Source organism: Vibrio sp. L85 (assembly GCF_963871815.1).
GTDB classification, from domain to species: Bacteria; Pseudomonadota; Gammaproteobacteria; order Enterobacterales; family Vibrionaceae; genus Vibrio; species Vibrio harveyi.
Map to the genome: position 1 here is coordinate 14,728 of NZ_CAWMYL010000167.1, position 23,062 is coordinate 37,789.

The 23,062-nt window shown below is 44.9% G+C and carries 21 protein-coding genes; 9 read left to right on the forward strand and 12 right to left on the reverse strand.

The features are described 5' to 3' along the window. Positions 1-156 precede the first annotated feature (156 nt). Entirely contained in the window at positions 157-1,119 is a 963-nt protein-coding gene (locus AACR11_RS15940; RefSeq protein WP_029790024.1) for an integron integrase, read from the forward strand. Between the two features lie 60 nt (positions 1,120-1,179). Here the strand turns inward: AACR11_RS15940 and AACR11_RS15945 are convergent, their stop codons facing one another. The 8 genes from AACR11_RS15945 to AACR11_RS15980 form a co-directional block, all read right to left on the reverse strand. Further along, positions 1,180-1,653, reverse strand: coding sequence for a DUF2947 domain-containing protein (locus tag AACR11_RS15945; protein WP_005445216.1), 474 nt, complete (start codon positions 1,651-1,653; stop codon positions 1,180-1,182). A gap of 13 nt (positions 1,654-1,666) precedes the next feature. Beyond that, the gene (locus AACR11_RS15950; RefSeq protein ID WP_005445214.1) at positions 1,667-2,254 is read right to left on the reverse strand and encodes an HD domain-containing protein; all 588 of its coding nucleotides are present in this window, start codon (positions 2,252-2,254) and stop codon (positions 1,667-1,669) included. Then, the gene (gene rimJ / locus AACR11_RS15955) at positions 2,255-2,839 is read right to left on the reverse strand and encodes a ribosomal protein S5-alanine N-acetyltransferase (protein WP_005445212.1); all 585 of its coding nucleotides are present in this window, start codon (positions 2,837-2,839) and stop codon (positions 2,255-2,257) included. It abuts the gene before it with no gap. A gap of 64 nt (positions 2,840-2,903) precedes the next feature. Then, positions 2,904-4,448 (reverse strand): transcriptional regulator TyrR, encoded by a 1,545-nt coding sequence (gene tyrR, locus AACR11_RS15960; protein ID WP_009698366.1) that lies wholly within the window; start codon positions 4,446-4,448, stop codon positions 2,904-2,906. 100 nt (positions 4,449-4,548) lie between these two features. Further along, the gene (locus AACR11_RS15965) at positions 4,549-5,589 is read right to left on the reverse strand and encodes a YcjF family protein (RefSeq protein WP_029790025.1); all 1,041 of its coding nucleotides are present in this window, start codon (positions 5,587-5,589) and stop codon (positions 4,549-4,551) included. Continuing rightward, positions 5,586-6,962: a YcjX family protein gene (locus AACR11_RS15970; protein WP_029790026.1), complete on the reverse strand. Its 1,377-nt coding sequence runs from the start codon at positions 6,960-6,962 to the stop codon at positions 5,586-5,588. The genes AACR11_RS15965 and AACR11_RS15970 overlap by 4 nt, the downstream gene beginning before the upstream one ends. Before the next feature lie 157 nt (positions 6,963-7,119). Then, entirely contained in the window at positions 7,120-7,305 is a 186-nt protein-coding gene (locus AACR11_RS15975) for a hypothetical protein (protein WP_005433708.1), read from the reverse strand. A 223-nt stretch (positions 7,306-7,528) separates the two neighbouring features. Continuing rightward, positions 7,529-9,046 (reverse strand): fumarate hydratase, encoded by a 1,518-nt coding sequence (locus AACR11_RS15980; RefSeq protein WP_009698369.1) that lies wholly within the window; start codon positions 9,044-9,046, stop codon positions 7,529-7,531. Positions 9,047-9,354: 308 nt separating this feature from the next. Here AACR11_RS15980 and pabB point away from each other — a divergent pair, with 308 nt between their 5' ends. After that, the gene (gene pabB / locus AACR11_RS15985) at positions 9,355-10,719 is read left to right on the forward strand and encodes an aminodeoxychorismate synthase component I (protein WP_029790027.1); all 1,365 of its coding nucleotides are present in this window, start codon (positions 9,355-9,357) and stop codon (positions 10,717-10,719) included. Between the two features lie 79 nt (positions 10,720-10,798). On the opposite strand, the gene AACR11_RS15990 is transcribed toward pabB, so the two are convergent. After that, positions 10,799-12,499, reverse strand: coding sequence for an ATP-binding protein (locus tag AACR11_RS15990; RefSeq protein ID WP_026138239.1), 1,701 nt, complete (start codon positions 12,497-12,499; stop codon positions 10,799-10,801). Between the two features lie 6 nt (positions 12,500-12,505). Beyond that, entirely contained in the window at positions 12,506-13,045 is a 540-nt protein-coding gene (locus tag AACR11_RS15995) for a heme NO-binding domain-containing protein (protein WP_009698373.1), read from the reverse strand. A 113-nt stretch (positions 13,046-13,158) separates the two neighbouring features. On the opposite strand from AACR11_RS15995, the gene AACR11_RS16000 reads away from it, so the two are divergent. The 5 genes from AACR11_RS16000 to AACR11_RS16020 all read left to right on the forward strand — a co-directional run bounded on the left by AACR11_RS16000 (position 13,159) and on the right by AACR11_RS16020 (position 19,326). Next, positions 13,159-13,758, forward strand: coding sequence for a CoA pyrophosphatase (locus tag AACR11_RS16000; protein ID WP_005445194.1), 600 nt, complete (start codon positions 13,159-13,161; stop codon positions 13,756-13,758). Positions 13,759-14,104: 346 nt separating this feature from the next. Continuing rightward, positions 14,105-15,358 carry an aromatic amino acid transport family protein gene (locus AACR11_RS16005; RefSeq protein WP_005445192.1) on the forward strand — a complete coding sequence of 418 codons (1,254 nt, stop codon included), beginning with the start codon at positions 14,105-14,107 and terminating at the stop codon, positions 15,356-15,358. A gap of 97 nt (positions 15,359-15,455) precedes the next feature. Further along, a complete protein-coding gene (locus tag AACR11_RS16010; protein WP_005445190.1) occupies positions 15,456-16,817 on the forward strand; it encodes an L-serine ammonia-lyase in 1,362 nt (453 codons plus the stop codon). Positions 16,818-17,035: 218 nt separating this feature from the next. Then, entirely contained in the window at positions 17,036-18,751 is a 1,716-nt protein-coding gene (gene tpdA, locus AACR11_RS16015) for a cyclic di-GMP phosphodiesterase TpdA (RefSeq protein WP_029790029.1), read from the forward strand. A 107-nt stretch (positions 18,752-18,858) separates the two neighbouring features. After that, a complete protein-coding gene (locus AACR11_RS16020) occupies positions 18,859-19,326 on the forward strand; it encodes a GNAT family N-acetyltransferase (protein ID WP_005445185.1) in 468 nt (155 codons plus the stop codon). 60 nt (positions 19,327-19,386) lie between these two features. On the opposite strand, the gene AACR11_RS16025 is transcribed toward AACR11_RS16020, so the two are convergent. Further along, the gene (locus AACR11_RS16025; RefSeq protein ID WP_005445182.1) at positions 19,387-19,524 is read right to left on the reverse strand and encodes a hypothetical protein; all 138 of its coding nucleotides are present in this window, start codon (positions 19,522-19,524) and stop codon (positions 19,387-19,389) included. A gap of 257 nt (positions 19,525-19,781) precedes the next feature. Between AACR11_RS16025 and AACR11_RS16030 the strand changes: the two genes are divergently transcribed. Further along, entirely contained in the window at positions 19,782-20,570 is a 789-nt protein-coding gene (locus AACR11_RS16030) for a response regulator transcription factor (protein ID WP_079324895.1), read from the forward strand. Between the two features lie 77 nt (positions 20,571-20,647). On the opposite strand, the gene queD is transcribed toward AACR11_RS16030, so the two are convergent. After that, entirely contained in the window at positions 20,648-21,010 is a 363-nt protein-coding gene (gene queD, locus AACR11_RS16035) for a 6-carboxytetrahydropterin synthase QueD (RefSeq protein WP_005376896.1), read from the reverse strand. 362 nt (positions 21,011-21,372) lie between these two features. On the opposite strand from queD, the gene AACR11_RS16040 reads away from it, so the two are divergent. Further along, positions 21,373-22,998 (forward strand): methyl-accepting chemotaxis protein, encoded by a 1,626-nt coding sequence (locus AACR11_RS16040; protein ID WP_029790031.1) that lies wholly within the window; start codon positions 21,373-21,375, stop codon positions 22,996-22,998. Positions 22,999-23,062 lie beyond the last annotated feature (64 nt).

Genomic DNA, 23,062 nt, shown 5'->3' on the forward strand with positions numbered 1-23,062 from the left:
GAAAGTATGCATGCTAGCACTTATCTGCATGAAACAAATAGAAAATCAGTATGAATCTGTGTGCTCAACCACGCAATTAGACTGCGCAGGCGTGCCTAATTCGTTTAAGCACGCTAATTTAAGAAGCCTGTATAAATAACCAGTTAAAATTAAACAATGAAAAGTCAGTTTTTACTCAGCGTGAAAGAGCATATGATCTCACGTCATTATGCCAAGAAGACCATAGAAGCCTACCTATTTTGGATAAAGCGATACATACATTTCCACCAGCTAGCCCACCCTTCGAAACTTTCTGAAGATGATGTTGAAGGCTTTCTTAGCCACCTCGCGATTGAAGAAAAAGTGGCAGTAAAAACGCAGGCTCTCGCATTAAATGCTATCTCTTTTTTATACCGTGAATACTTTCAAATGCCACTTTCATTAAACATGCGATTTCAAAAGTCAGTGGCTGAAATGAAATTGCCAGTGGTATTAACAAGGAATGAAGTACGCCGCTTTGTTCAACATATTGATCCACGATATAAACTCCATATTCAATTGTTATATGGTTCAGGGCTTCGAGTCATGGAATGTCTCCGATTGCGGATTCAAGATATCGATTACGATTATGGAGCAATCAGAGTTTGGCAAGGAAAGGGGGGCAAGAACCGGACAGTGACACTGGCAAAAGAGTTACATGAACCATTAAAAGCACAAGTAAACTTAGCAAGAGATTATTACCAAAAAGATCGTCATGTGGCAGGTTATGCGGGTGTAAATATAGCCGACGGCTTAAGTCGAAAATATCCTGGAGCCGAGCTGGATTTTAATTGGCACTTCCTCTTCCCTTCCACCAAGTTAAATGTCGACAACGAAACAGGAGAGTTTAGGCGTCACCATATCAATGAAAGCGCGATACAAAGAGCAGTGAAGCGAGCCGCAAAAGATGCAAGCATAGAAAAGTCGGTCACTTGCCACACGCTCAGGCACAGCTTTGCGACGCACTTACTCGAGTCCGGTGCAGATATACGCACGGTTCAGGAGCAGCTTGGACATTCCGATGTAAAAACCACACAAATATACACGCATGTAATCGAGCGAGGTGCTGGCGGCGTATTGAGCCCTTTATCGAGCCTATAAAAAACAAAAGCCATCGAGTAAAACATCGGTGGCTTTAGCCATTTATGCGCGAAAGTCGTGCTAGTGGCGCTCTCCTAGCTTGACGTTTCCTTTGGAGTCAAACCACAGAGCTTGAGCGCGGCGACGACCAATCAAAATCGGACCATCGTCGTAGAACAAGAAATTCTTCCAGTGTTTTTTAAACGTTGACCACTTCGTCTCAATCACGTTGTATTTCTCATAGCAAAAGTACACGGTTACATCATCTTGCCAGTCAATAAACGTCGCCACTTCTTCTGGAAGTTCAGGTTCATCAGCTTCCCAAGCAGCCATCCAATCGACTTCTTGTGACCAGTTAGACTCTTTCATTGGCCAGTCTGATGAGCTCAAACGATCTGCATCAGGGCTTTGCGCACTGATGTTCTCTTTCCAGAACTGCGCGGCGCGAGCTTGACTCATTGGCTTGATAAACTCTAGGTCTTCTTCCGGCACTGGCATTGACTGGTGAGTAAAAATCCATTTTCTTTGGTATTCATCCAAAGGCAAATAAGACATTCAGTCTCCTTTCTTACGACTTCAACCAACCGTTCTCGGTGGCATCTTCAATCAGTTCTTTAGCCTTGTCCCATAATGTGACAGAGCCAAATTCAATTCTTTTATTGATGGTTAACGCTTGCTCTCGCGTCACCCCATTTTCTTTCCAACTTTGACCATCATTGTGGTAGTTGAGCAACATTGGAATAAGGCGGTCTAACGCCTTAGCGTATTTAGCATCATTACTTTGCGCGGCTTCAAATTCATGCCACAGAGCGAGCAGTTCTTCACCTTGATCGCTTGGTAACATACCAAACAAACGCTGAGCCGCTCTGAACTCTTTCTCTTCTTGCTCTTTAGACGCTGCAACATCATAAACAAAGGTATCGCCCGCGTCGATCTCTACCACATCATGAATAAGCAGCATTTTCATCACACGCGCAATATCAACTGGAGCATTAGCGTGCTCTTGCATTAAAACAGCCATTAGCGCAACGTGCCAGCTGTGCTCACCGCTATTTTCCAGACGTCCATCAGCGCTTTTTACTCGAGTGCGTCGAAGTACGCTTTTCAGTTGGTCTAGTTCTATCAAAAGCGCTAACTGCTTTTCCAGCCTTTCCATCTATCGAGCCTCTGCGTTCCAATTCGGGTTAGTCAGCGATGTCAGCACATGATCTTGCCACTCACCGTTGATCAACAAATAATCCTTTGCGTAACCTTCTCTTTCAAATCCGACATGTTGCAAAACAGCTTCACTTCGCGTGTTATGCGGCATGTAGCCAGCTTGAATGCGATGTAACTTTTGTACATCAAACATATAGTCGCATGCCATTTTCAACGCGCGGCGCATATAGCCATTTCCTTGCGCATCTTCAGCAAGAGAGTAACCCACATTACAGGCATAAAATGGGAAACGGGTCAGGTTACTGAAAGAGAGCGTCCCGAGCATTTTACCTGATTCAGCGTGAACGAGTAGGCAGTAGTAGCCCAACCCCAATCTATGCAGCTCGTTCAGTTTTATCAACTTTTGTAGCCAGCCGTTGACAGAGTAAAATGCCTCTTCACGTTTTGGTTCAAAAGGCGCTAAATACTCTCGGTTTGTCTGAAAATACGCCGCAATCATATCGGCATCACCAATTTCTGCGGTACGTAGAAGCAAGTCGCCGTCCAACTTGTGAACGGCGATTGAGGAGCTTTTATCTTCCATTACGAATGACAACTTCCATTTAATTTCGGATTAATTTTCGGATAGCCCAGTTTGTACGAATACCCTAGCTTTTACGAATACCATAATCACGCAACTTGTTCGCGATAGAGGTATGAGAGACATTCAATCGCTTGGCAAGCTTACGGCTTGATGGGAAAGATTGATACAAACGCTCTAAAATCTGCGATTCGTAATCACGCATGATCTCATCCAATGATCCATCAAGGTTCAAGGTTGCGCTACCTCCGCCCATTGCTTGCGGTTGAGGCAGATTAAAGTTATCCGCTTTTAGCAAATGACCTTCCATCTCAGTCAGCGCGCGAAGCACCATGTTATCTAACTGACGCATGTTACCGGGCCACTGGTAATTTGCTAACGCATCAACAAGTTCATCATCGAGTTCTGGTTTATCGATACCAAGCTGCTGAGCATGTTTTGTGACAAACAAATCCAGCAATGGTGCAACATCGTTCGAGCGTTTACGCAGCGGCGGGATGTTCAACGTTAGAACGTTGAGACGATAATACAAATCTTCACGGAACTTACCTGCTTCGGCAAGTTCGGCTAGGTTGTGCTTGGTTGAGGCAATAATACGCACATCAACATGCATCTCATCTTCTGCACCAACACGACGGAAGTTTCCATCTTGTAAAAAGCGAAGTAGTTTGATTTGTAAGTGTGCACTCATCTCGCCTATCTCATCGAGAAAAACGGTGCCGCCATTGGCTTGCTCAAAAATACCTTTATGCCCTTGCTCATGATTAAACGAGCCAGGTGCATGACCAAATAACTCGGTCTCCGCAACATCGTCCGGCATCGACGCACAACTCAGCACCATAAATGGCTTGCTCGCGCGTCCGGATCGGCTATGACATGCTTTTGCCAGCATTTCTTTGCCAGTACCAGTTTCACCCTCAATCAATAGGGGTTGGTCAAGCACTGACAGTTTTTTCGCTTGGTTCATCAACGCCTTATGGCGATTCGATAAACCAACAAAATGCTCGAATCCTAACTGGTTATGCAATGGCAGAGTTTCTTCTATCTGCACACCTTGCTGGCTAGAGCGAATAGTCATCAACGTACTAGCAAGAGTTGAGTTTTGCGCTTCGTCTTTAATGTAAACAGGCATCAACTCAAGAATGTAGTCCAAACCATCAATCACTAAGCTTTCACGAGTGCGGGCATTAACGCCTTCCGACCAACGAGAAAAACGAACACTCGGTAACAAAACTCCGATTTGAGTGCCAATCACATCTTGTTTGTGCTGACCAAGTAGAGACAATGCTGACATGTTCGCCATATCTACCGCACCTTTGAGGTCGATGGCAAAGACAGGATCTGGAAGATTATCTACCAAAGAGAGCAACTCAGTATTGTGGCGCTCCATTGGCATAAATTGGATTTTACGTACGTCTTTGACCCCCGGTATACGGCGGATTTCTGCCATTAGTTCGCTAAAGGTATCAAAATCAATATCAGGGCAGTTTAGGTAAATGATGCCACTAATATCAATTTCGATACCACGTAAATCGATGCTTTTAGACGCTAAAATATCGAGCAGTTCTCGGGTAAGACCGAGTCTATCTTCACAAAAGACTTCAAGACGCACTGAAAATATCCCAAATCACAACTGTCAGGAAAAGTTGACAGTAGTTTCTACCAAGCTTGGAATGGCGTCAAGTAATCCTCACCGTCAAAGGTGACATTGATTACGGTTTCATCGTGATTGATGCAACTTTCGCCACCACTTCTTTGCGAATCGCACCTAGTTTCACCTGACGCTCCGGATACCAAGGTAATGGACGAAGCAGTGCCATCGATTTGAGCCCTAGGCGCGCAGTCAAAATACCCACACCCAAACCCTGCCCTGCTCGCGCAGAGACTTTTCCAGCTAAATCCATCGACATCAGATCCATACTGGCATCAATCGCGAGCTCACTGGCACCTGCTGCTGCCATGTTAACGAACACTGCACATAGCAGTTTGATGCGTGAAGCATACCCCAGCTCAACGCCATACACCTTCGAAAGATTATCGATCATTTTGAAGTTACGCCATGCCACCAGCAACATATCAGCGGCTGCTAATGGGCTCACAGCCACCAACGCGGCAGATTCAGTTGCATGTTGCGAAACAATTTTGGTTGCGAGCTTGTCTTGCTGACTCACAACCATGGAATCATACATATCTAGAATTTCGGCATCACTATGAGCTGGGTTTACGCTGTTTTTCCAACGATCAAACCCCGGGTTTTCTGCCAACACGCCGCTTTGCTCCGCCACTTTTTCACAAAAGGCTTTGCCCTTACCGACGCTTTGGCTATCAATAAGTCCTTCGCTTTCTTCCTGCACACTAAAATGATTGCGAAGTTTACGCAGCTTCCATAGCTCTTTGCCTAGTGCACCCAAACCAAAAGAAGCGATAGTGGTGATAAAGCCAGCCCAGCCAAGAGCAAGCCAATCAGCAGTTTGTACTGCGGTAACGACAGAATCGACCGTCTGCCAACCAACTAAACCGGCAAAGGTTGCAAAAAGCCCCGTTGTCAGCCATTTGCGACCCATTCTCGGGCGAATGACATGTTCAAGCTGTAACTCTTGTTCTGTTTCATCCTGTTGCTCTTCAATCGCCACAGGTACGAAGGTTTCTTTTTCTGAAAACGTCTTTTGAGCCGTCAACTCAGGAGAAACACTCTCTTGATCACTGTGCATCACTTTTTCTGAGAAGACTTGTTTTTGTTTTAGTTCACTCATTTCAATTTGTCTCCCAATAGGTATTCCAATGCTTTGTCTAGGCGAATGTGTTTCATCGGCTCATCCGTTTCTGAAGGCATTGGACGGAAAGAAGTAAAATCAAAGCCACTGTTTTGCCAATAGGCGGTATTCGGCAGCTTCTTAGGGACTTCTCCCGGGAACATCGTCATTGGCTCCCCTTTTAACGTCGTGCCTTGCAGCGCGGGGACGGTTTTATCTCCGGAGGCAATAAAGCCTGACATGGTCACTTGAATCGACGCAATGCTCATGCAGCTCATTTCAATATTCTCGTACGCTGCGGTTTGCCATGCTGGGTGGACCATTTGCTGTAACAATGACACTAAGTGAGGGTGCTGATCTGGGGTCACGTGATCCGCTTTCGTCGCAGCAAACAGAACTCTGTCGATCTTTGGTGAGAACAAACGACGCAAGAAGCTACTGCGCCCATACCGGAAGCTACGCATGATCTGTTCAAGCGCTTGGCGCATATCATAAAAAGCTTCATCACCCGCGTTAAGTGGCTGCAAGCAGTCGACCAGTACGATCTGTCGATCGAAAGTAGCAAAATGATGTTTGTAAAACGCTTTGACGACCTTTTGCTGGTATTCATGGTAACGCGCTTCTAGCATCGCGAGGTTGCTGCCTTTAGAAGGCTTAACCCCTTCCTCAACTCGACACGGGAAAAACTGCAGCACTGGCGCACCAGCCAGTTCACCCGGTAAAACAAATCGACCAGGTTGCACCCAGTGTAGCCCTGAGTCTTTACAAGCATGCAAATAATCTGTGTATGCGTTAGCAACCTGCTCAAGCTGTTTTTCACTAGCTTCTGCATTCAAATCCACAGAATCAAGCGCCTCTAACCAAGGGTTGGCAAGCTCAAGACGCTGACCTTTTAGCGCATCAAACTGGGTACGAGACCAGCTTGCAAAATCCATATCAAGCAAAGGTAAATCAAGAAGCCACTCACCCGGGTAGTCAATGATATCGACGTTCAATACCGCGGTTTTGCTCAGCAGCTTTTTAGTGGTTTTGTTCGGTTTATATTTGAGTGCAAGACGAATTTCGCTCACGTCACGAGTTGGCACCGGCCATTGGGGAGGTGTAGCATGAATTTGACTCATTGCTTCGTCATAGGCAAAACGTGGCACCATCATGTTCGTTTGTGGTTCACGTTTAGCGCCAATCAGGCGCTTATCACGGGCCGCATTAAGCAGTGGCAAATTATCGTGTGTCGCAGTGTGCAGCAGTTGATTGACTAAAGAAGTAATAAAGGCGGTTTTCCCCGCTCGAGATAACCCAGTCACGGCGATTCGGACATTGGTGTCCATACCACGGCTGATAAAGTCATTCACTTCTTGCGTTATTCTTTTCATACTTTTTATTTATCTCATCAATTTCTGCTACGCAGTGTAATTTTACCAACCTTAATCAAAGATGAACAAAGTATTCACGGCAAAATCTGACGTTTAAAAACGCAAAAGCCTCTGAGAATTTCAGAGGCTTCGGGGATCTTGATAACCAGTTTACACTCTAATCGTCTTCGATAAGCTTGTAGATAACAAACAGTGCAATCTCCAAAATCAACCACAAGACACAAGTGATGGTGACGTATTTTTCATCGAAGATACTGATGCCGTGAAGGATCAAGTCGTAGCCCACAAAGCTACCGATCACAACCGCAAGGACTATTTGTAGAATTTGAATAAAACGAGGCATGCCGTCTCCTAATCATGACCAGCATAACAACAAAATTTGTTATGCCTATAAGTTTATATCTGATTATATAGACAAAAAGTGCAGCTTTCGCTGCACTTTTGTCAAATGTTTGCTAGGTAAATCAGCACTTTGTCACATTCTCTCGATTGAGACGCCTGCGCCTCGCCGAGTCAGACTCCGCATGACACAAACCTTGTGACCTGACAAATTAGCAACTCGTGGCTTACGCTTCCATCTCTTGGATTTTCACTTTCCACGTATCTGGACCAATTTGGTGCGCATTTACACCATTTGAGTCAACTGCTACGGTAACTGGCATGTCTTCAACTTCGAACTCGTAAATTGCTTCCATACCCAAATCTTCAAACGCCACAACGCGTGCTTTTTTGATCGCCTTCGCAACCAAGTAAGCCGCTCCACCTACCGCCATGAGATAAACGGCTTTGTGGTTTTTGATTGACTCAACCGTAGCTGGACCACGCTCGGCTTTACCTATCATACCCATAATGCCCGTTTGCTCTAGCATCATGTCAGTAAACTTATCCATTCGCGTGGAGGTTGTTGGACCTGCAGGACCAACAACTTCATCACCCACTGCATCAACCGGACCAACGTAGTAGATGAACTTACCCTTAAGATCGACACCTTCTGGTAGACCTTCTCCCGCCTCTAGCATGCCTTGGATACGTTTATGTGCCGCATCACGACCAGTAAGGATTTTGCCAGACAGCAGAACGGTTTCACCCGTTTTCCACTCTTGGACTTCTTCTTTAGTGACCGTATCAAGGTTAACGCGACGTGTGTTCTCGCCTGCTTCCCAAGTAATGTCTGGCCAATCTTCCAGTTTTGGCGGCGTCAACTCTGCCGGTCCCTTGCCATCAAGAGTGAAATGCACGTGGCGTGTCGCTGCACAGTTCGGGATCAAGCACACAGGTTTCGAAGCGGCGTGAGTCGGTGCAGTTTTGATTTTCACATCAACAACTGTCGTTAAACCGCCTAAGCCTTGAGCACCGATGCCAAGTTTGTTTACACGATTGAAGATATCAAGACGAAGCTCTTCTTCCGCATTTTGAGGACCACGGTCAATCAACTCTTGAATGTCGATGTGTTCCATTAGAGATTCTTTTGCCAGTACCGCTGCTTTTTCTGCAGTGCCGCCGATACCAATGCCAAGCATACCAGGAGGACACCAACCAGCGCCCATAGCTGGTAGCGTTTTCTCTACCCATTCTGCTATGTCATCTGACGGGTTCAGCATGACCATCTTAGTTTTGTTCTCAGAACCGCCACCTTTCGCAGCAATTTGAATTTCAACTTTGTCTCCAGGCACCATATTAATGTGCACGACTGCTGGCGTGTTGTCTTTGGTATTGATTCGCTTACCAGCAGGGTCCATAAGAACCGAGGCACGCAATGGGTTGTCTGGGTTTGTGTAAGCCTGTCGGACACCCTCATCCACCATTTGTTGTACCGTCATATCGGTCGAGTCCCACTGGACGCCCATGCCGATGTTCACGAAACAAGTCACGATCCCCGTGTCCTGACAGATCGGTCGATGACCTTCCGCCGACATACGAGAGTTAATTAGGATCTGAGCGATGGCGTCTTTTGCCGCCTGGCTCTCTTCACGGTGGTAGGCTTTTTCAAGGGCTTGAACAAAGTCTAGCGGGTGGTAGTAAGAAATATACTGTAGCGCATCAGCAACACTGCTGATGACATCCTGCGTGCGTATTACCGTCATTGCATGCCTCATTATTGTTATGCTTTGCTTCCATTATTGGCTTGGCTTCAATCGTGTTTGTTGAGCTTATTGCTCTTGATGAGCTTTGTTTTTATAAACGTTTATTTTTAAACCATGTTTTATAAACAATTGTCGAACGGCTGATATCGACACACGAGTAAATGAAGTCGCCTTCTTTTATAGTAAAACCACCTCCAAGCCTTTGTATAGAGGTAGTTTGGCTATACAAGGGTTTATGATACTCTTGCTGCCCATGACATGCCATGCAGTGAATGAACTCTTTGTCACAATTTAAACAAATGAACAACATGGATACGCAATTGCTTGATTTTAAGGCATTGGATTACGCCAACGACCTCGCTCTTTCGCTATTTTCCCGTATTGAAAGCCAACCTTGGGCGATGCTTTTACGCTCTGCCTCGCAGACGCACATCGATAGCCGGTTCGACGTATTAGTCGCAAACCCAATCGCTACCCTTGAGACAGTGAGCAGTGACACACAAATCACCACATCAAACGAAAACTACGTTTCCCAAGATGACCCATTTTCTTTGCTAGAAGACCTTCAGCAGCGGCTACTACCACAGGTTGAAGCTGACACGAAATGGGATGTACCGTTTGTCGGTGGCGCACTGGGTTACTTCAGCTACGATTTAGGTCGTCGAGTCGAATCCATGCCTGATCTGGCAGACAAAGATTTGCGTACTCCAGACATGGCTGTAGGCTTGTATGAATGGGCGCTGATCGTTGACCACAAGCTAAACAAAGCGTGTATGGTCGGCAGAAACATCGAGCAAGCATGGCAATGGCTCAATGCGCAATCGAGCGCGGATGTTGAAGACTTCAAGCTGATTAGCGACTGGCAATCCAATATGACCCAAGCGTCCTACGCTTCTCGTTTTGAGCGTGTGCAACAGTACCTACTGAGCGGCGACTGCTACCAAATTAACTTAGCACAACGTTTTAACGCCGCCTATCAAGGCAGTGAATGGCAAGCTTACAAAAAACTGGAAGAAGCAAATCAAGCGCCTTTTTCCGCGTTCATTCGTATGCCTAAATCAGCGATTATTAGCGTGTCACCAGAGCGTTTTCTAGAGCTTAAAGATAACGTTATTGAAACCAAACCGATCAAAGGCACTCGTCCTCGCAGTCAAAATCCACATCAAGATTCCGCCAACGCGTTTGATTTACAGACCGCAGAGAAAGACCAAGCAGAGAACTTGATGATAGTCGACTTACTTCGCAACGATATTGGTCGGGTCGCGGCACCAGGTAGCGTACATGTACCGAAGCTATTTGATATTGAGAGCTTTCCCGCAGTGCATCATTTAGTGAGCACCATTCGGGCCAACTTAGACATTCGCTACTGCGCTGCAGATCTGCTTCGTGCATGTTTTCCCGGCGGTTCGATCACTGGTGCGCCGAAAGTAAGGGCGATGCAAATCATTGAAGAGTTAGAACCTCATCGACGCAGCGCTTATTGTGGCAGTATTGGCTATATTTCCCGTCATGGGCGTATGGACACCAGTATTACAATCCGCACTTTGGTCGCAGAAGACAAACGGCTCTACGCATGGGCTGGTGGCGGTGTGGTCGCAGACAGTGACTGCGCTGCAGAATATCAAGAGACCCTGGATAAGCTCTCAAAGATACTACCAGCGCTCAAATCATGAGCAAAAAACCTCAATCGAAATAAACAAAGCGGCACTGCAACATAACCGTGCCGCTTCTCTTTATATGTTCTCGTGCTCTCTATTCGTCTAACCACTTACACATCATCTGCTCAATATCCGCAGCAGTATATGGTTTGGTTAGGATGTCATCCATCCCAGACTCCACGCACTTTTGTCTTTCCTCAAGGGTGGTGCCTGCTGTTAGTGCAATAATCGGTCTGTGAAAGCCATTTTCTCGAAGGTGTACCGTTGCTTCATAGCCATCCATTTCCGGCATCCGACAATCCATAAAGATCAATTCGTAATCTTTCTCTTTCACCGCATCAAGCGCTTCTAACCCATTGTTTTTCAAATCTGGAGTAATATCGAGCTTTTTCAGCATTTGAGTCACAATCACTTGGTTCATGCGAATATCATCCACCACCAATACGGAACGCCCAGACAGATCTATCTGATGACCAATTAAAACATCGCCAGCCGCTCTGCCCTGTGCTTGTCCTTGTTTCAGTGGCAATTTGACTTTAAAGATAGTGCCCTTGCGCGGCTCACTGACAAAGCTGATTTCGCCGTCCATCAAATCAACCAAATTCTTACAAATCGCAAGTCCAAGCCCAGAGCCTTCAAAACTTCGCTTGGTAGAGCGGTCGGCTTGCACAAAGGGGTCAAATAAAGCTTGCTGCGCTTCCAGCGGGATACCAATCCCAGTATCTTCCACTTCAAACAGAGCGCAGCCATCGCTCCATTCGACACGAAGCACCACCCCTCCAAGATTGGTAAACTTAATCGCATTACCAATCAAATTGACCAGAATTTGCGTAATACGTTCAAAGTCTCCAATCAAGTACTCAGGAATACCCAACTTCTTATCAATAGAAAAGTGAATGCGCTTTTCCGCAGCTTTGGCTGCAAATACGCCGGTCAAAGCATTTTCTAGGTCTTTCCAAGCAAATACTTTGTTTATGATTTCCATCATACCCGCATTCATCTTACTGAAATCGAGCAAGTCGTTAATAATAACGCGTAGCAGATCGCCTGATTGACTTAGATTACCAAGGTATTGAAGCTGCTCTTCCTCCAAGGGGGTTTTACTTAACAGCTCCGCGCTGCCGAGCACACCATTTAAAGGCGTTCGCAACTCATGGTTAATCATGGCAACAAATTCTTTGGTCGCCTTTTCCGATGCTTCGGCACGCTTACGTAACTCAACTTCACGCTCTAGGCTCAAGTGACGGCTAATAACGCCATGAACTAAATCAGACACTAATACCATTTGCTTTGAAATGAATTCTTGGTCAACTTGTTCAAGATCCACGGAAAACACAAGCTCGCCTAAAATCATTGAATCGATAATAATCGGCAGGTAAAGCTTCTGCGCTTGCCAGCGAGGCTTGGCATCGATGGGCGCATCATGAGCAAGATTAAGATGACCAAATTGATGACGACGCAACGAAGATAAATGCGTATCGCTCAAATACAGGTACGCACCCGACACAACCGAATTAGATGTCAGTTGCTCCAAAAAGCTGGCAATCATGGTTTCATCAAAGGTGCTAGAAAGGAAGGTACGACCAAACTTAATCAACGTGGCATCGATTTGCTCTTCAAACTCAAACTTGCGCAAGTCGTGCTCTGACTGCATTTCCAGCTTCTTTAAGGCTACGCTCAGTTGCTGATTCGCCTCATACAACTCTAAGCTTTTTTGCTCCAACAGTGTTTCTGCTGCTTTTCGCGATGCCACTTCTCGTTTGAGTTTCCTTTCTAATGAGGAACTTCCTGTCATATTGCCTTATTGAGCCTCCAGCCAAAAACGAACTTGGCTTCCATCTTGCGACTGATTTTGGTGCTTAATGATCACCGTTTCATCAAAGTGAGTGGCACAGCCTTTAATTAACCCCACACACACATGCGCCATGCAGCGCGCACTCCGATAATCGAACACCATCTCCGATTGAGTTTCACTGATAAAGTCAAATTGCGGTGGATTGGCATCTGGATAAAGCTTTTTCACTTCCACGTGAATAAAGTCTTCCACATGACGCACAAATTGAAACGTAGTGGAGCATTGCTGCAAGCTGGCATGGTTTGGGATTGATTTTAGCAGGTTTTGAAACACACACTCACCAAACACTTCTTGTAACTGCTCCGGTGGAATGTTGGATATTTTGCTGAGGTTGACAATTAACTTGACCAAATCACGATGATCATAACTGCCGACCGAGGTGTAGATGCCTTCATCATTAGATAAGTCGAGCACTTGGTCCAAAACTTCCAGACCAAACTTCTCTTCCACTAACTCCATGAACTCTGTGAAAATAATCCCTTTCATCGTCTTCAACTAACCTTATAGTGACGCCTTAAAATAAAGAATGGTGTATAAAGGTATAACTTTCAAATTAATATGCTTCAGCACACAGGTGTTTTCAGTAAAAGGATTGAGCATTGGTTATTGATAAATCGACATTACTGCAGAACTTCCAACTGCAAATGCCCACAGGCTATCATCGTGAGTCTTTGGGACGCTTAGCGCACTTAGAATCATTGAAGTTGAGAGAAGCGGCCGTATTGATTGGCTTTGTCGAACGTGAACAAGGTCTGCAAGTGATTTTGACCAAGCGTGCCGAGCACTTAAAGCATCATCCAGGGCAAATCAGTTTTCCTGGGGGCAAATTTGAAGATGACGATCAAGTACTTGTAAATACCGCCCTTAGAGAAGCAGAAGAGGAAATTGGTATTCATCAAACAGATATAAGGGTGTTTGGTCAGTTGCCCAAGCTACCTACTATTAGCCAGTTTAATGTGACGCCATTTTTAGCCTTTGTCTCACCAGACTATTCGACTCAGATCGACCCAAACGAAGTCGCCGAGGTTTTTGAGGTGCCAGCAGATCATATTTTGAATCCCAAAAAGCTTTACAGTACAAAATTCAAACTAAAAAACACCAGTCACCGTGTGTTTGCAATCCCCTATCAACAGCATTTCATTTGGGGAATGACAGCACAAATTATCGAGTCGATGCAAAAACACATCATTTCTAACTAACTGTCTTATCAATGATAATCTTGCTTCTATAGCAAACATCATGTGCATCAATATTAATAAAAGGTTATTTTTCAAACATTCGTTCACATTAGTTTAATTTGGATTTTATATCGCAAACGCTTGCGGTGAGATAAATTTATACAATCGCCCCTTCAGATAAGTTTTTCTAATTTTACTCATTAGCAATAATCACGTGTAGCACGCCGTTTTCGTGATAAAAAGCAGGTTTTTGACATATCATTCAATAAGCTCGAGCAATACATGATTTAGATCTAATTTTCCTAGTGCAAAATCTTGCAAAATTGCTCCCGACTTATTTCCTGTTCCCAAAATGAGTAACTCAAAAATGAATACAACTACTTCTGCGGCTTCGACCGCACAATCGTCTAGTAAGTTTTCTTACAAAGACTTCACTTGGTGTCTGTCCCTGTTTGGTACAGCAGTAGGTGCAGGTGTACTTTTCCTTCCTATTAAAGCAGGTGCTGGCGGTTTCTGGCCATTAGTTATCCTAGCGCTAATCGCGGCACCAATGACTTGGTTCGCACACAAATCTCTCGCTCGTTTCGTACTTTCTGCGAAAAACCCTGAAGCGGACATCACTGACACAGTAGAAGAGCACTTCGGTAAAACTGGCGCAAACCTTATTACTTTTGCCTACTTCTTCGCTATCTACCCAATCGTACTTATCTACGGTGTTGGTATCACAAACACAGTTGACTCTTTCCTAGTCAACCAAATGGGTATGGAATCTATTCCTCGCTGGCTACTGTCTGGTGCACTTATCGCAGCAATGACAGCAGGTGTAGTATTTGGTAAAGAACTAATGCTGAAAGCAACATCAGCAATGGTTTACCCACTAGTATTTATCCTACTAGCACTTTCTTTCTACCTAATTCCTGATTGGAATACATCAATGATGGAAGTATCACCAAACTGGGGCGAAATGCCGACCATCGTTTGGCTAGCAATTCCAATCATCGTATTCTCTTTCAACCACAGCCCAATCATTTCTCAGTTCTCTAAAGAACAACGTCGTGTATACGGTGATGACGCAGTGAAGAAAACTGACGCTATCACTGGTGGCGCAGCAATGATGCTTATGGGTTTTGTAATGTTCTTCGTATTCTCTGTAGTACTTTCTCTATCTCCAGAGCAACTAGCATCTGCGCAAGAACAAAACATCTCAGTACTGTCTTACCTAGCTAACGTTCATGAGTCTCCACTTATTTCTTACATGGGTCCTCTAGTAGCGTTTGCAGCGATCACTTCTAGCTACTTTGGTCACTTCCTTGGTGCGCACGAAGGTCTAGTAGGTCTAATCAAATCTCGCTCTCAAACTCCTGTCAGCAAGATTGAAAAAGTATCGCTACTGTTCATCGTAATCACAACTTGGATCGTTGCTATCGTTAACCCAAGCATCCTAGGCATGATTGAAACAATGGGTGCACCGATGATCGCGGCAATCCTATTCTTGATGCCTGTATTCGCAATGCAGAAAGTACCAGCAATGGCGAAGTACAAAACTTCAGCACCTGTACAGATTTTCACAGCAATCTGTGGTCTTGCGGCAATTAGTTCTGTAATCTACGGCGCTCTTTAATCACTGCTGCTTTATTTAGCGTGATTAATCCAAGAATATAACGATAATAAAAAGCCTCCCAACTCCTCTTGGGAGGCTTTGTTCTGAGGTAATCGATATGATTAGTGTTTTTGACATCTATAAAATCGGTGTTGGTCCTTCAAGCTCACACACTGTAGGTCCAATGAAAGCGGGTAAAGAATTTATTGATGATCTTCGTGCAATGGGAAAACTGCGCGACATCACTAAAATCACCGTTGACGTTTATGGTTCACTATCACTGACAGGGAAAGGTCACCACACGGATATCGCGATCATCATGGGTCTTGCAGGCAACTCCCCTGAGAAAGTAGATATCGACTCTATTCCGGGCTTTATCGCTCGAGTAGAAGAAACTGAGCGCCTACCTGTTGGCATGCACTGTCATACAGTATCGTTCCCGAAAGATGGTGGTATGAACTTCCATACTACTAACCTTGAGCTACACGAAAACGGCATGCAGATCCACGCTTGGATCGATGACGAAAAAGTATACTCAAAGACTTACTACTCTATCGGCGGTGGTTTCATCGTTGATGAAGAGAATTTCGGTAAAGAAGTAGAGAACCCTATCAAGGTTCCTTACGAATACACAACGGCAGAAGAGTTAGTTCACCAGTGTAAAGAAAGCGGTCTTTCTATCAGCGCACTTGTGATGAAAAACGAACACTCTCTGCACTCTGATGAAGAGACTCGTACATACTTCGCAAACATCTGGCGCACAATGCGCGAATGTATGGATCGCGGTATGAACGAAGAAGGTATTCTGCCTGGTCCACTACGCGTACCTCGTCGTGCAGCAGCACTTCGTCAGCAACTGCTTACTTCTGAAAAGACAACTAACGATCCAATGTCGGTTGTTGACTGGGTAAACATGTTCGCTTTCGCAGTAAACGAAGAAAACGCTGCCGGTGGTCGCGTTGTTACAGCACCAACGAACGGTGCGTGTGGCATCATCCCAGCGGTACTGGCTTACTACGATAAGTTCATCCAGACAGTAACTGAAAAAGATTACATCCGTTACTTTGCGGCTTCTGGTGCAATCGGTGGTCTTTACAAGCGTAATGCATCTATCTCTGGTGCAGAAGTTGGTTGTCAGGGCGAAGTTGGCGTAGCGTGTTCGATGGCTGCAGCTGGTCTTGCTGAGCTGATGGGTGGTAGCCCTGAGCAAGTATGTATGGCAGCAGAAATTGCGATGGAACACAACCTAGGTCTAACTTGTGACCCTGTAGCGGGTCAGGTTCAGGTTCCATGTATCGAGCGTAACGGCATCGCGGCAGTAAAAGCGATCAACTCAACTCGTATGGCACTGCGTCGCTCATCTGCACCTACGGTTTCTCTGGATAAGGTTATCGAAACCATGCTAGAGACCGGTAAGGACATGAACGCAAAATACCGTGAGACATCTCAAGGCGGTCTAGCAATCAAAGTGATTTGCTAATCCTCCCCTCTTAATTGAAAAGCCCGAGCACATTGCTTGGGCTTTTTTTTCGTTTCTGCTTTCTTAATCCACCGAAATACAACTAGATTGAGCTTTATAAAAAAATCTAAAATGGTCACTATATCCAGAAGTTTAGGATATGCCCGTAGAAGGTCACATACCTGATACATCAATATTGATAACGTATTCAAAAAATTAATCCTGGAGCGCAATAACACATGATTAGGTTTGAACTCGGAAACCAAATCTGCGTTTGCCTGACCGAAAAAGAACTTTCACTACAGCTCAATCATTCCATCCACTCTTCTATTCCTGTAAACCGAATCGAATATTTGATCCTTAGCACCATCGCCGCTTTTGGCAGCCTAAACGCGCCTATTAGCCAGAGGAAAATCGAAAAGAAGTTATCAGCGCAACATCATTTGATGTTGCCGGAAAATGGATTTAAGAACGCTGTTGCGTCGGTACGAAAGAAGTTCAGGCAACTGACAAAGAATCACGTAGAGGCACCTAAGTCTCTGATCGAAAACATCCACAGAAAGGGATATTTTGTGCCATACGATAGCCAACATGCACAAAAAGACGGACTTCTGCAGCAAGCGCGGATCCATCAACAAGCGACACACAGCATAAGAAGAGCAATAGGCATCTGCTTACGCAGTCGTGCGCTGTACTTGAATCTACTGTTTTTTCTCGTTTTTACTATCATCTTGTATGTTGCGATTTGCTTTTACACAATCAGTACGATTGTCAGGCAAAACTATTTTGATGATGCGATGGACTTTGCCCATGATCTGGCACAGCGTAGCTGCTTTGAGCATGAAGACCGCTTACGTGGTTTGTTCGATAATATCCAACTGGTCGAGTCCGCCTTAATGACGGACAAACACAATATTCGTTGTTTGGTGACACCAGAAGCCGTCGTGCCAGTCAACGAGAGAGACCGCAACCTTTGGCTCAATAACGAAAGTTACACCACGCATTCATTTTTCTTTGACGGCGCAGAAGTGTTGGTGCGAGTGAAAAACATCAATCTAGCGAATAGCATAGAGAGCCACATGTCGCGGATGTTTTTGTCGGGAATGAAAGTGTGTACTAACACCGGTACAGCGCTCGAAATTGGCGATACCCAGGGCAACTCGTTTTTATATAACGTCAATGATAACGGCTACAAAGAGATCTATTATGTATCCGGACCGATCACAAGCATCCTTATTTTGAGCTTTATACTAATGTTTATTGCCAGGCATAAAAAGCTGCGTTCGCTGGTCTCCTACCTATGGGCAATTCGTCAGTTCACCCTAAAGCTTGAACCTATTCATAACACATCAAATCGGCAAAATATTCACTATGAGGTACTGTCACGTTTTAAAGTTAAAAACACTCAGCGATTTATTGAACGTTTGATTGCCAATGGCTTACTGATCAATCACACCTTACTGGTGATAAAAACCGTCTATGGCGACGCAAAGTCATTACTCGCCCCCCTCAGCATCAACGTATGTCCTTCTCTTCTCATTGGGCGCAATTTTACGCGTCTTTATCGTCAGTTGTCCCAGTTAGACTGTACACTGCTGACCATCGAGATCACGGAAAATGCCTCGATGTATTACACGCGCGAGATATTTGACAACATCAGTAAGCTCAAACAGCTTGGTTGTAAAATCAGCATTGACGACTTTGGTACTGGGAATAACAATGTTGAGCTGATTAGCCACATTACGCCGAATTACCTGAAAATTGACCGTCTGTTTGTCATGAACTTAAAGCAAGACGACAAAAAGGTTGAAACTCTGCGTCAGCTAATCGCGATGGGACACACGTACCACTGCACAGTGATCGTAGAAGGTGTTGAAACTGCAGAATGCGCACATCTACTCACCACCCTTGGCGCGCACATCCATCAAGGGTTTTATTACCCATTGTGTCGCTAGCGGCTTCTATTTATTGACAAAATCTGCACATAACCAGATTGCGTACTTTTTATATCCACAACTATAATGGCGGTATCGACTTTACCGCCTCTAAATAGATTCAGCACATGATCGCTATTAAACCAGCCAAGCTGAAAGATTTTGCCAGCTTGATGCAAATGGATGTGCACGACGATCAAAAAGGATTTTTCAAGCCCTTTGAACAGGCTTACCAACAACGCGCCAAATCGGAAGTGTTTTACACCATATTCCACGACTATTTGACTGTGGGGTATTTGGTGATTGATAAAGCATTTGCTCAACATGCGCCTTTTGCTAAACGTCATGAACTTGGGTTGACCTACCTCATGATTGATAAACGCTTTCAGCGTCAAGGGATAGGCAAAGCGACGCTGCAAAAGTTGATGGTGTATGGTTACGCTATTGATGCCGAAAGCAACTCGATATGTGCGACGATCACCAGCACCAACCAAGCGGCGATCAAACTGTTTGAGACAACTGGGTTTGAAAATACGCAAAAGACCATTTACGACGCTCAAGGTAAGGCGCTGATCATGCGCCATGCATTGAGTTAAGTCGAAAACAAACCACCGAAATAAAAAATGGGCAGTCTATATTGGACTGCCCATTTCACTTTAAACTGCCATGACTTCAGCTTGCCAGCCATAGCCAATGTATTCTTTCGCCAATTCTTCGGCAACAAACGTCGATACTACGACTTCCACCCACATGCTATGTGATCCCGCGCGATAACGCAGTTTCATCATCTTCATTGTACACCTCTCCGTAAGGTGAAAGAGGCTTAACTTGCTCGCCATTCACCCAAATGATAATAAAAAATGACCGTATCCATGCAGTTGGAGCCCTTTGCCCATACGTGCGTGAACTCTCTCCTTGAGATAAAATGGATACCGTATATGTGATTCGAAAAACTTCGAATTATTGCGGGAGCAATTTTGCAAAATGATAGGGCAAGGGTGTAGAGTAAAAATACTGCATTTATAAAAAACGATAAGATGGGCCAACTTTTATGGGCAGTGATATAGGTAAAACCACCAAATCCACCAGTTTTGATGCGTTGATGATACGTCAAGCGAAGCTTTTAACGTCCGCACATGCTGACGAATGTGAAAGCTACCTCAAGCAGTTTATGCTAGAAGCCATGGAATGGTTTGAAATCGATCGTATGACGATGTTTCCCAACTCCATGCTGTTTTTCAATCAAGGGAAAACGCTTTCTGTTGCTCGCGAACCACACCAAGTTCTGACGACTAAGCAAGTCGGGGTCGAAGATGGCGAACGCTACCTGCGCTTAATTGGTAATTCTGAGAAAACCCAGTTTTTCGATAAAAACGCTTTAGCCAACAGTGATGTAGTGGTATTGCGCATGCTGTCAGCACAAGGCGCGTGTTGCCATTACACTATTCCACTCGTCCAATTTGGTCAGCGCTGGGGCGGTCTCTCTTTTACTCTCTTTGGTAGCAACAGTTGCGGCTTATCCGAAAGCCAGCTTGAACAGGTTAGCTTCATCTCTCATATGTGGCTGTCCTTTTGGCAACATTCAAAGCTACATCGTAGTTTGCACCGTCCAGACATGAAAACCGACCAAGAAAATCACCGCATGCTACGTTTGAGTCACCGTCAATGTGACGTGCTGGGTTTGCTGGCTAAAGGATTATCAGCAAAAGAAATTGCCACAGAACTCAATCTAAGCCCAAGAACGATCGAATCTCATAAATATCGGTTGCTAGACATGCTAGAGCTGGATAGTCATGCAGATTTAGTTCAGTTTGCACTGAGAAATGGCATAGGCTATTAAACGCCCACTAATAAATTCTTGATAAAGAAAAAGGCAAGCCGTTTGGCTTGCCTTTCTTGTATGCATGCAGAAGACGATTACTCACCTTTGTAAATACAACCTGCGGTACACGTCTCTTTGATCTCTACTTTACTAAGCAGAGGTAAGCTTGGCTTAAGTTGTTGCCAAATCCATTTTGCTAGAACTTCGCTGGTTGGGTTTTCCAGACCTTCAATGTCGTTCAAATAGTAATGGTCGAGACGGTTGTAGATAGGTTTGAATGCGGCTTTGATTTCAGCAAAATCTACAACCCAACCTGTATGAGGGTCTACTTCACCTTCTACATAAAGACGAACAAGGAAAGAGTGTCCATGTAAGCGTCCACACTTATGACCTTCAGGTACGTGTGGCAAGTGGTGTGCCGCTTCGAACATAAACTCTTTGTACAATTCTGTTTTCATCTTGATTCTCAGGCTTTAAAAAGACACGCAATACTAAGGAATTCACCCTTTAATGACAACCTTTATCAATAGCGCCCGCTATGAATAGCAAGGCAAACGATAAAGCAGTAAATCATGACGTATTGAAATTGAAAACACGGGCGCCATTATCTAACCAAGTAGAAAATTTTTGGCATTAAAAGATCTTAAAAAACACCGTGCCGTTTTTTTGTCACCACGTCAAAGTTTTGATTACACACCACTTACATCACATTTACATAACCACAAAATGTTTGGGGTCACATTCAGTTAGCCAATTCATCGCTCAAGTGCAACTAACCTCTTAATATTGTGGGGTTCGTTCCAATAACACTTATAAAAATATGCGCTCAACTATTACCTTTAAACTCCTACTCGCCCTGATCGTCGTGTTCACATGTGTTCTTGCCGTGTCCACTGGGTATCAGTACTACCAACAAAAAACACTTATTAATGATGTACTAAGCGAACAGTTACACGACAAAGCCAGTAACTACTTCGACAGCTTAAACATGATGATGCTGACAGGCACGATGTCGCAGAAAGAGACACTACGACAAAAAGCGCTGGCACAGGAAGGCATTGAACAAGTACGCGTGTTGCGTGCCGATGCCGTGTCAAAGTTTTATGGTCAAGGGCAAGCCAACCAACAACCTCTCGACGACATCGATCAACGGGCACTGAGCGGAGAATTGGTCATTGAACCCATCAGTGCTGAATGGGGTAAGGGCTTGGTCGTCGCTCTACCAATGAAATCAAGTGAGGACTATCGAGGCACAAATTGCGTGTCCTGCCATATTGCTCCTGAGGGCGAAGTGCTTGGTGCTATTCGTCTTGAATACAACATGAGTCACGTCAACACGCTGATTAACAAGCAAGCCGTGTTTGCGATGGGGATCATGTCAGTGATCGCATTTGTTGGCTTCCTCATCACTATGGGACTCATCCGAAAAATCATCGTCCGCCCTATTCAAAATACATCACGCTTTATGTCTAACGTTAGTGCCAGTAAAGATCTCTCCAAGCGTTTGTCAGGCACACAAAATGATGAAGTCGGTCAATTGTCGGATTCCATCAATTCGTTTATGGATACGGTGTCAGAGAGTTTAGAACGCGTTCGAGATACCTCCCACTCTCTTGCAGACTCAGCAGGAAGGCTGACTGATGTAGCTCAATCGACCGATGAAGCTGCTGATAATCAACAAGTCGAAACCAATGAAGTGCAAACCAATATTACCGATATGCTTGAGCAACAAAGCGTGGTGGAGCAAGCGACAGTCGATGCGACAACCTTAGTTAACCATACCGTTGACGTTGCAACCACCAGCGCAGGTCAAGCCCATCATGTCAGCGAAGACATCAAGCACCTTGTGACCGATATTGATAAAGTGCGTGAGAATATTGCGACGTTAAACCAACAAACTGATGAAGTGTCATCAATTCTTGGCGTGATAAAAGGCATCGCTGAGCAAACCAATTTATTGGCGCTTAACGCCGCTATTGAAGCCGCCCGAGCCGGAGATCAAGGTCGTGGTTTTGCGGTAGTTGCCGATGAAGTGCGCAATCTTGCCTCTCGCACCGCCGAAGCCACCAGTAATATTGAGACGATTATTTCTCAGTTCCAACAAGGCAGCGAAGAGTCGTTAACCTCGGTCGATACAGTGTGCGAGTTTGCTCATCAGCGCTCAATAGATGTCGAAGCATTGTCACAGACCATGCACAATGTGGTCGATGAGATGCATCAAGTACTTAAACACGCTGAAAATATCCAACATCAGACACTAACAACATCTGGGGTAAGCAAACACATCCAAAGCAAAGTTGACACCATTACCTTACACGCAAACGAGACCTCACAATCGGCATCGCACACTCGCGAGATCAGTGTCGATCTGGAACATCTTTCAGAACGTTTGGAGTCATTACTTAGCCAATTTACCCTTTCAGAGAGAGCGCAAGAGACTAAATAAGGAAATTCTCTCCTTCAAATTGAATATAAAGGTTGAAGCTGACGATTTGACAGGTAATATGTTT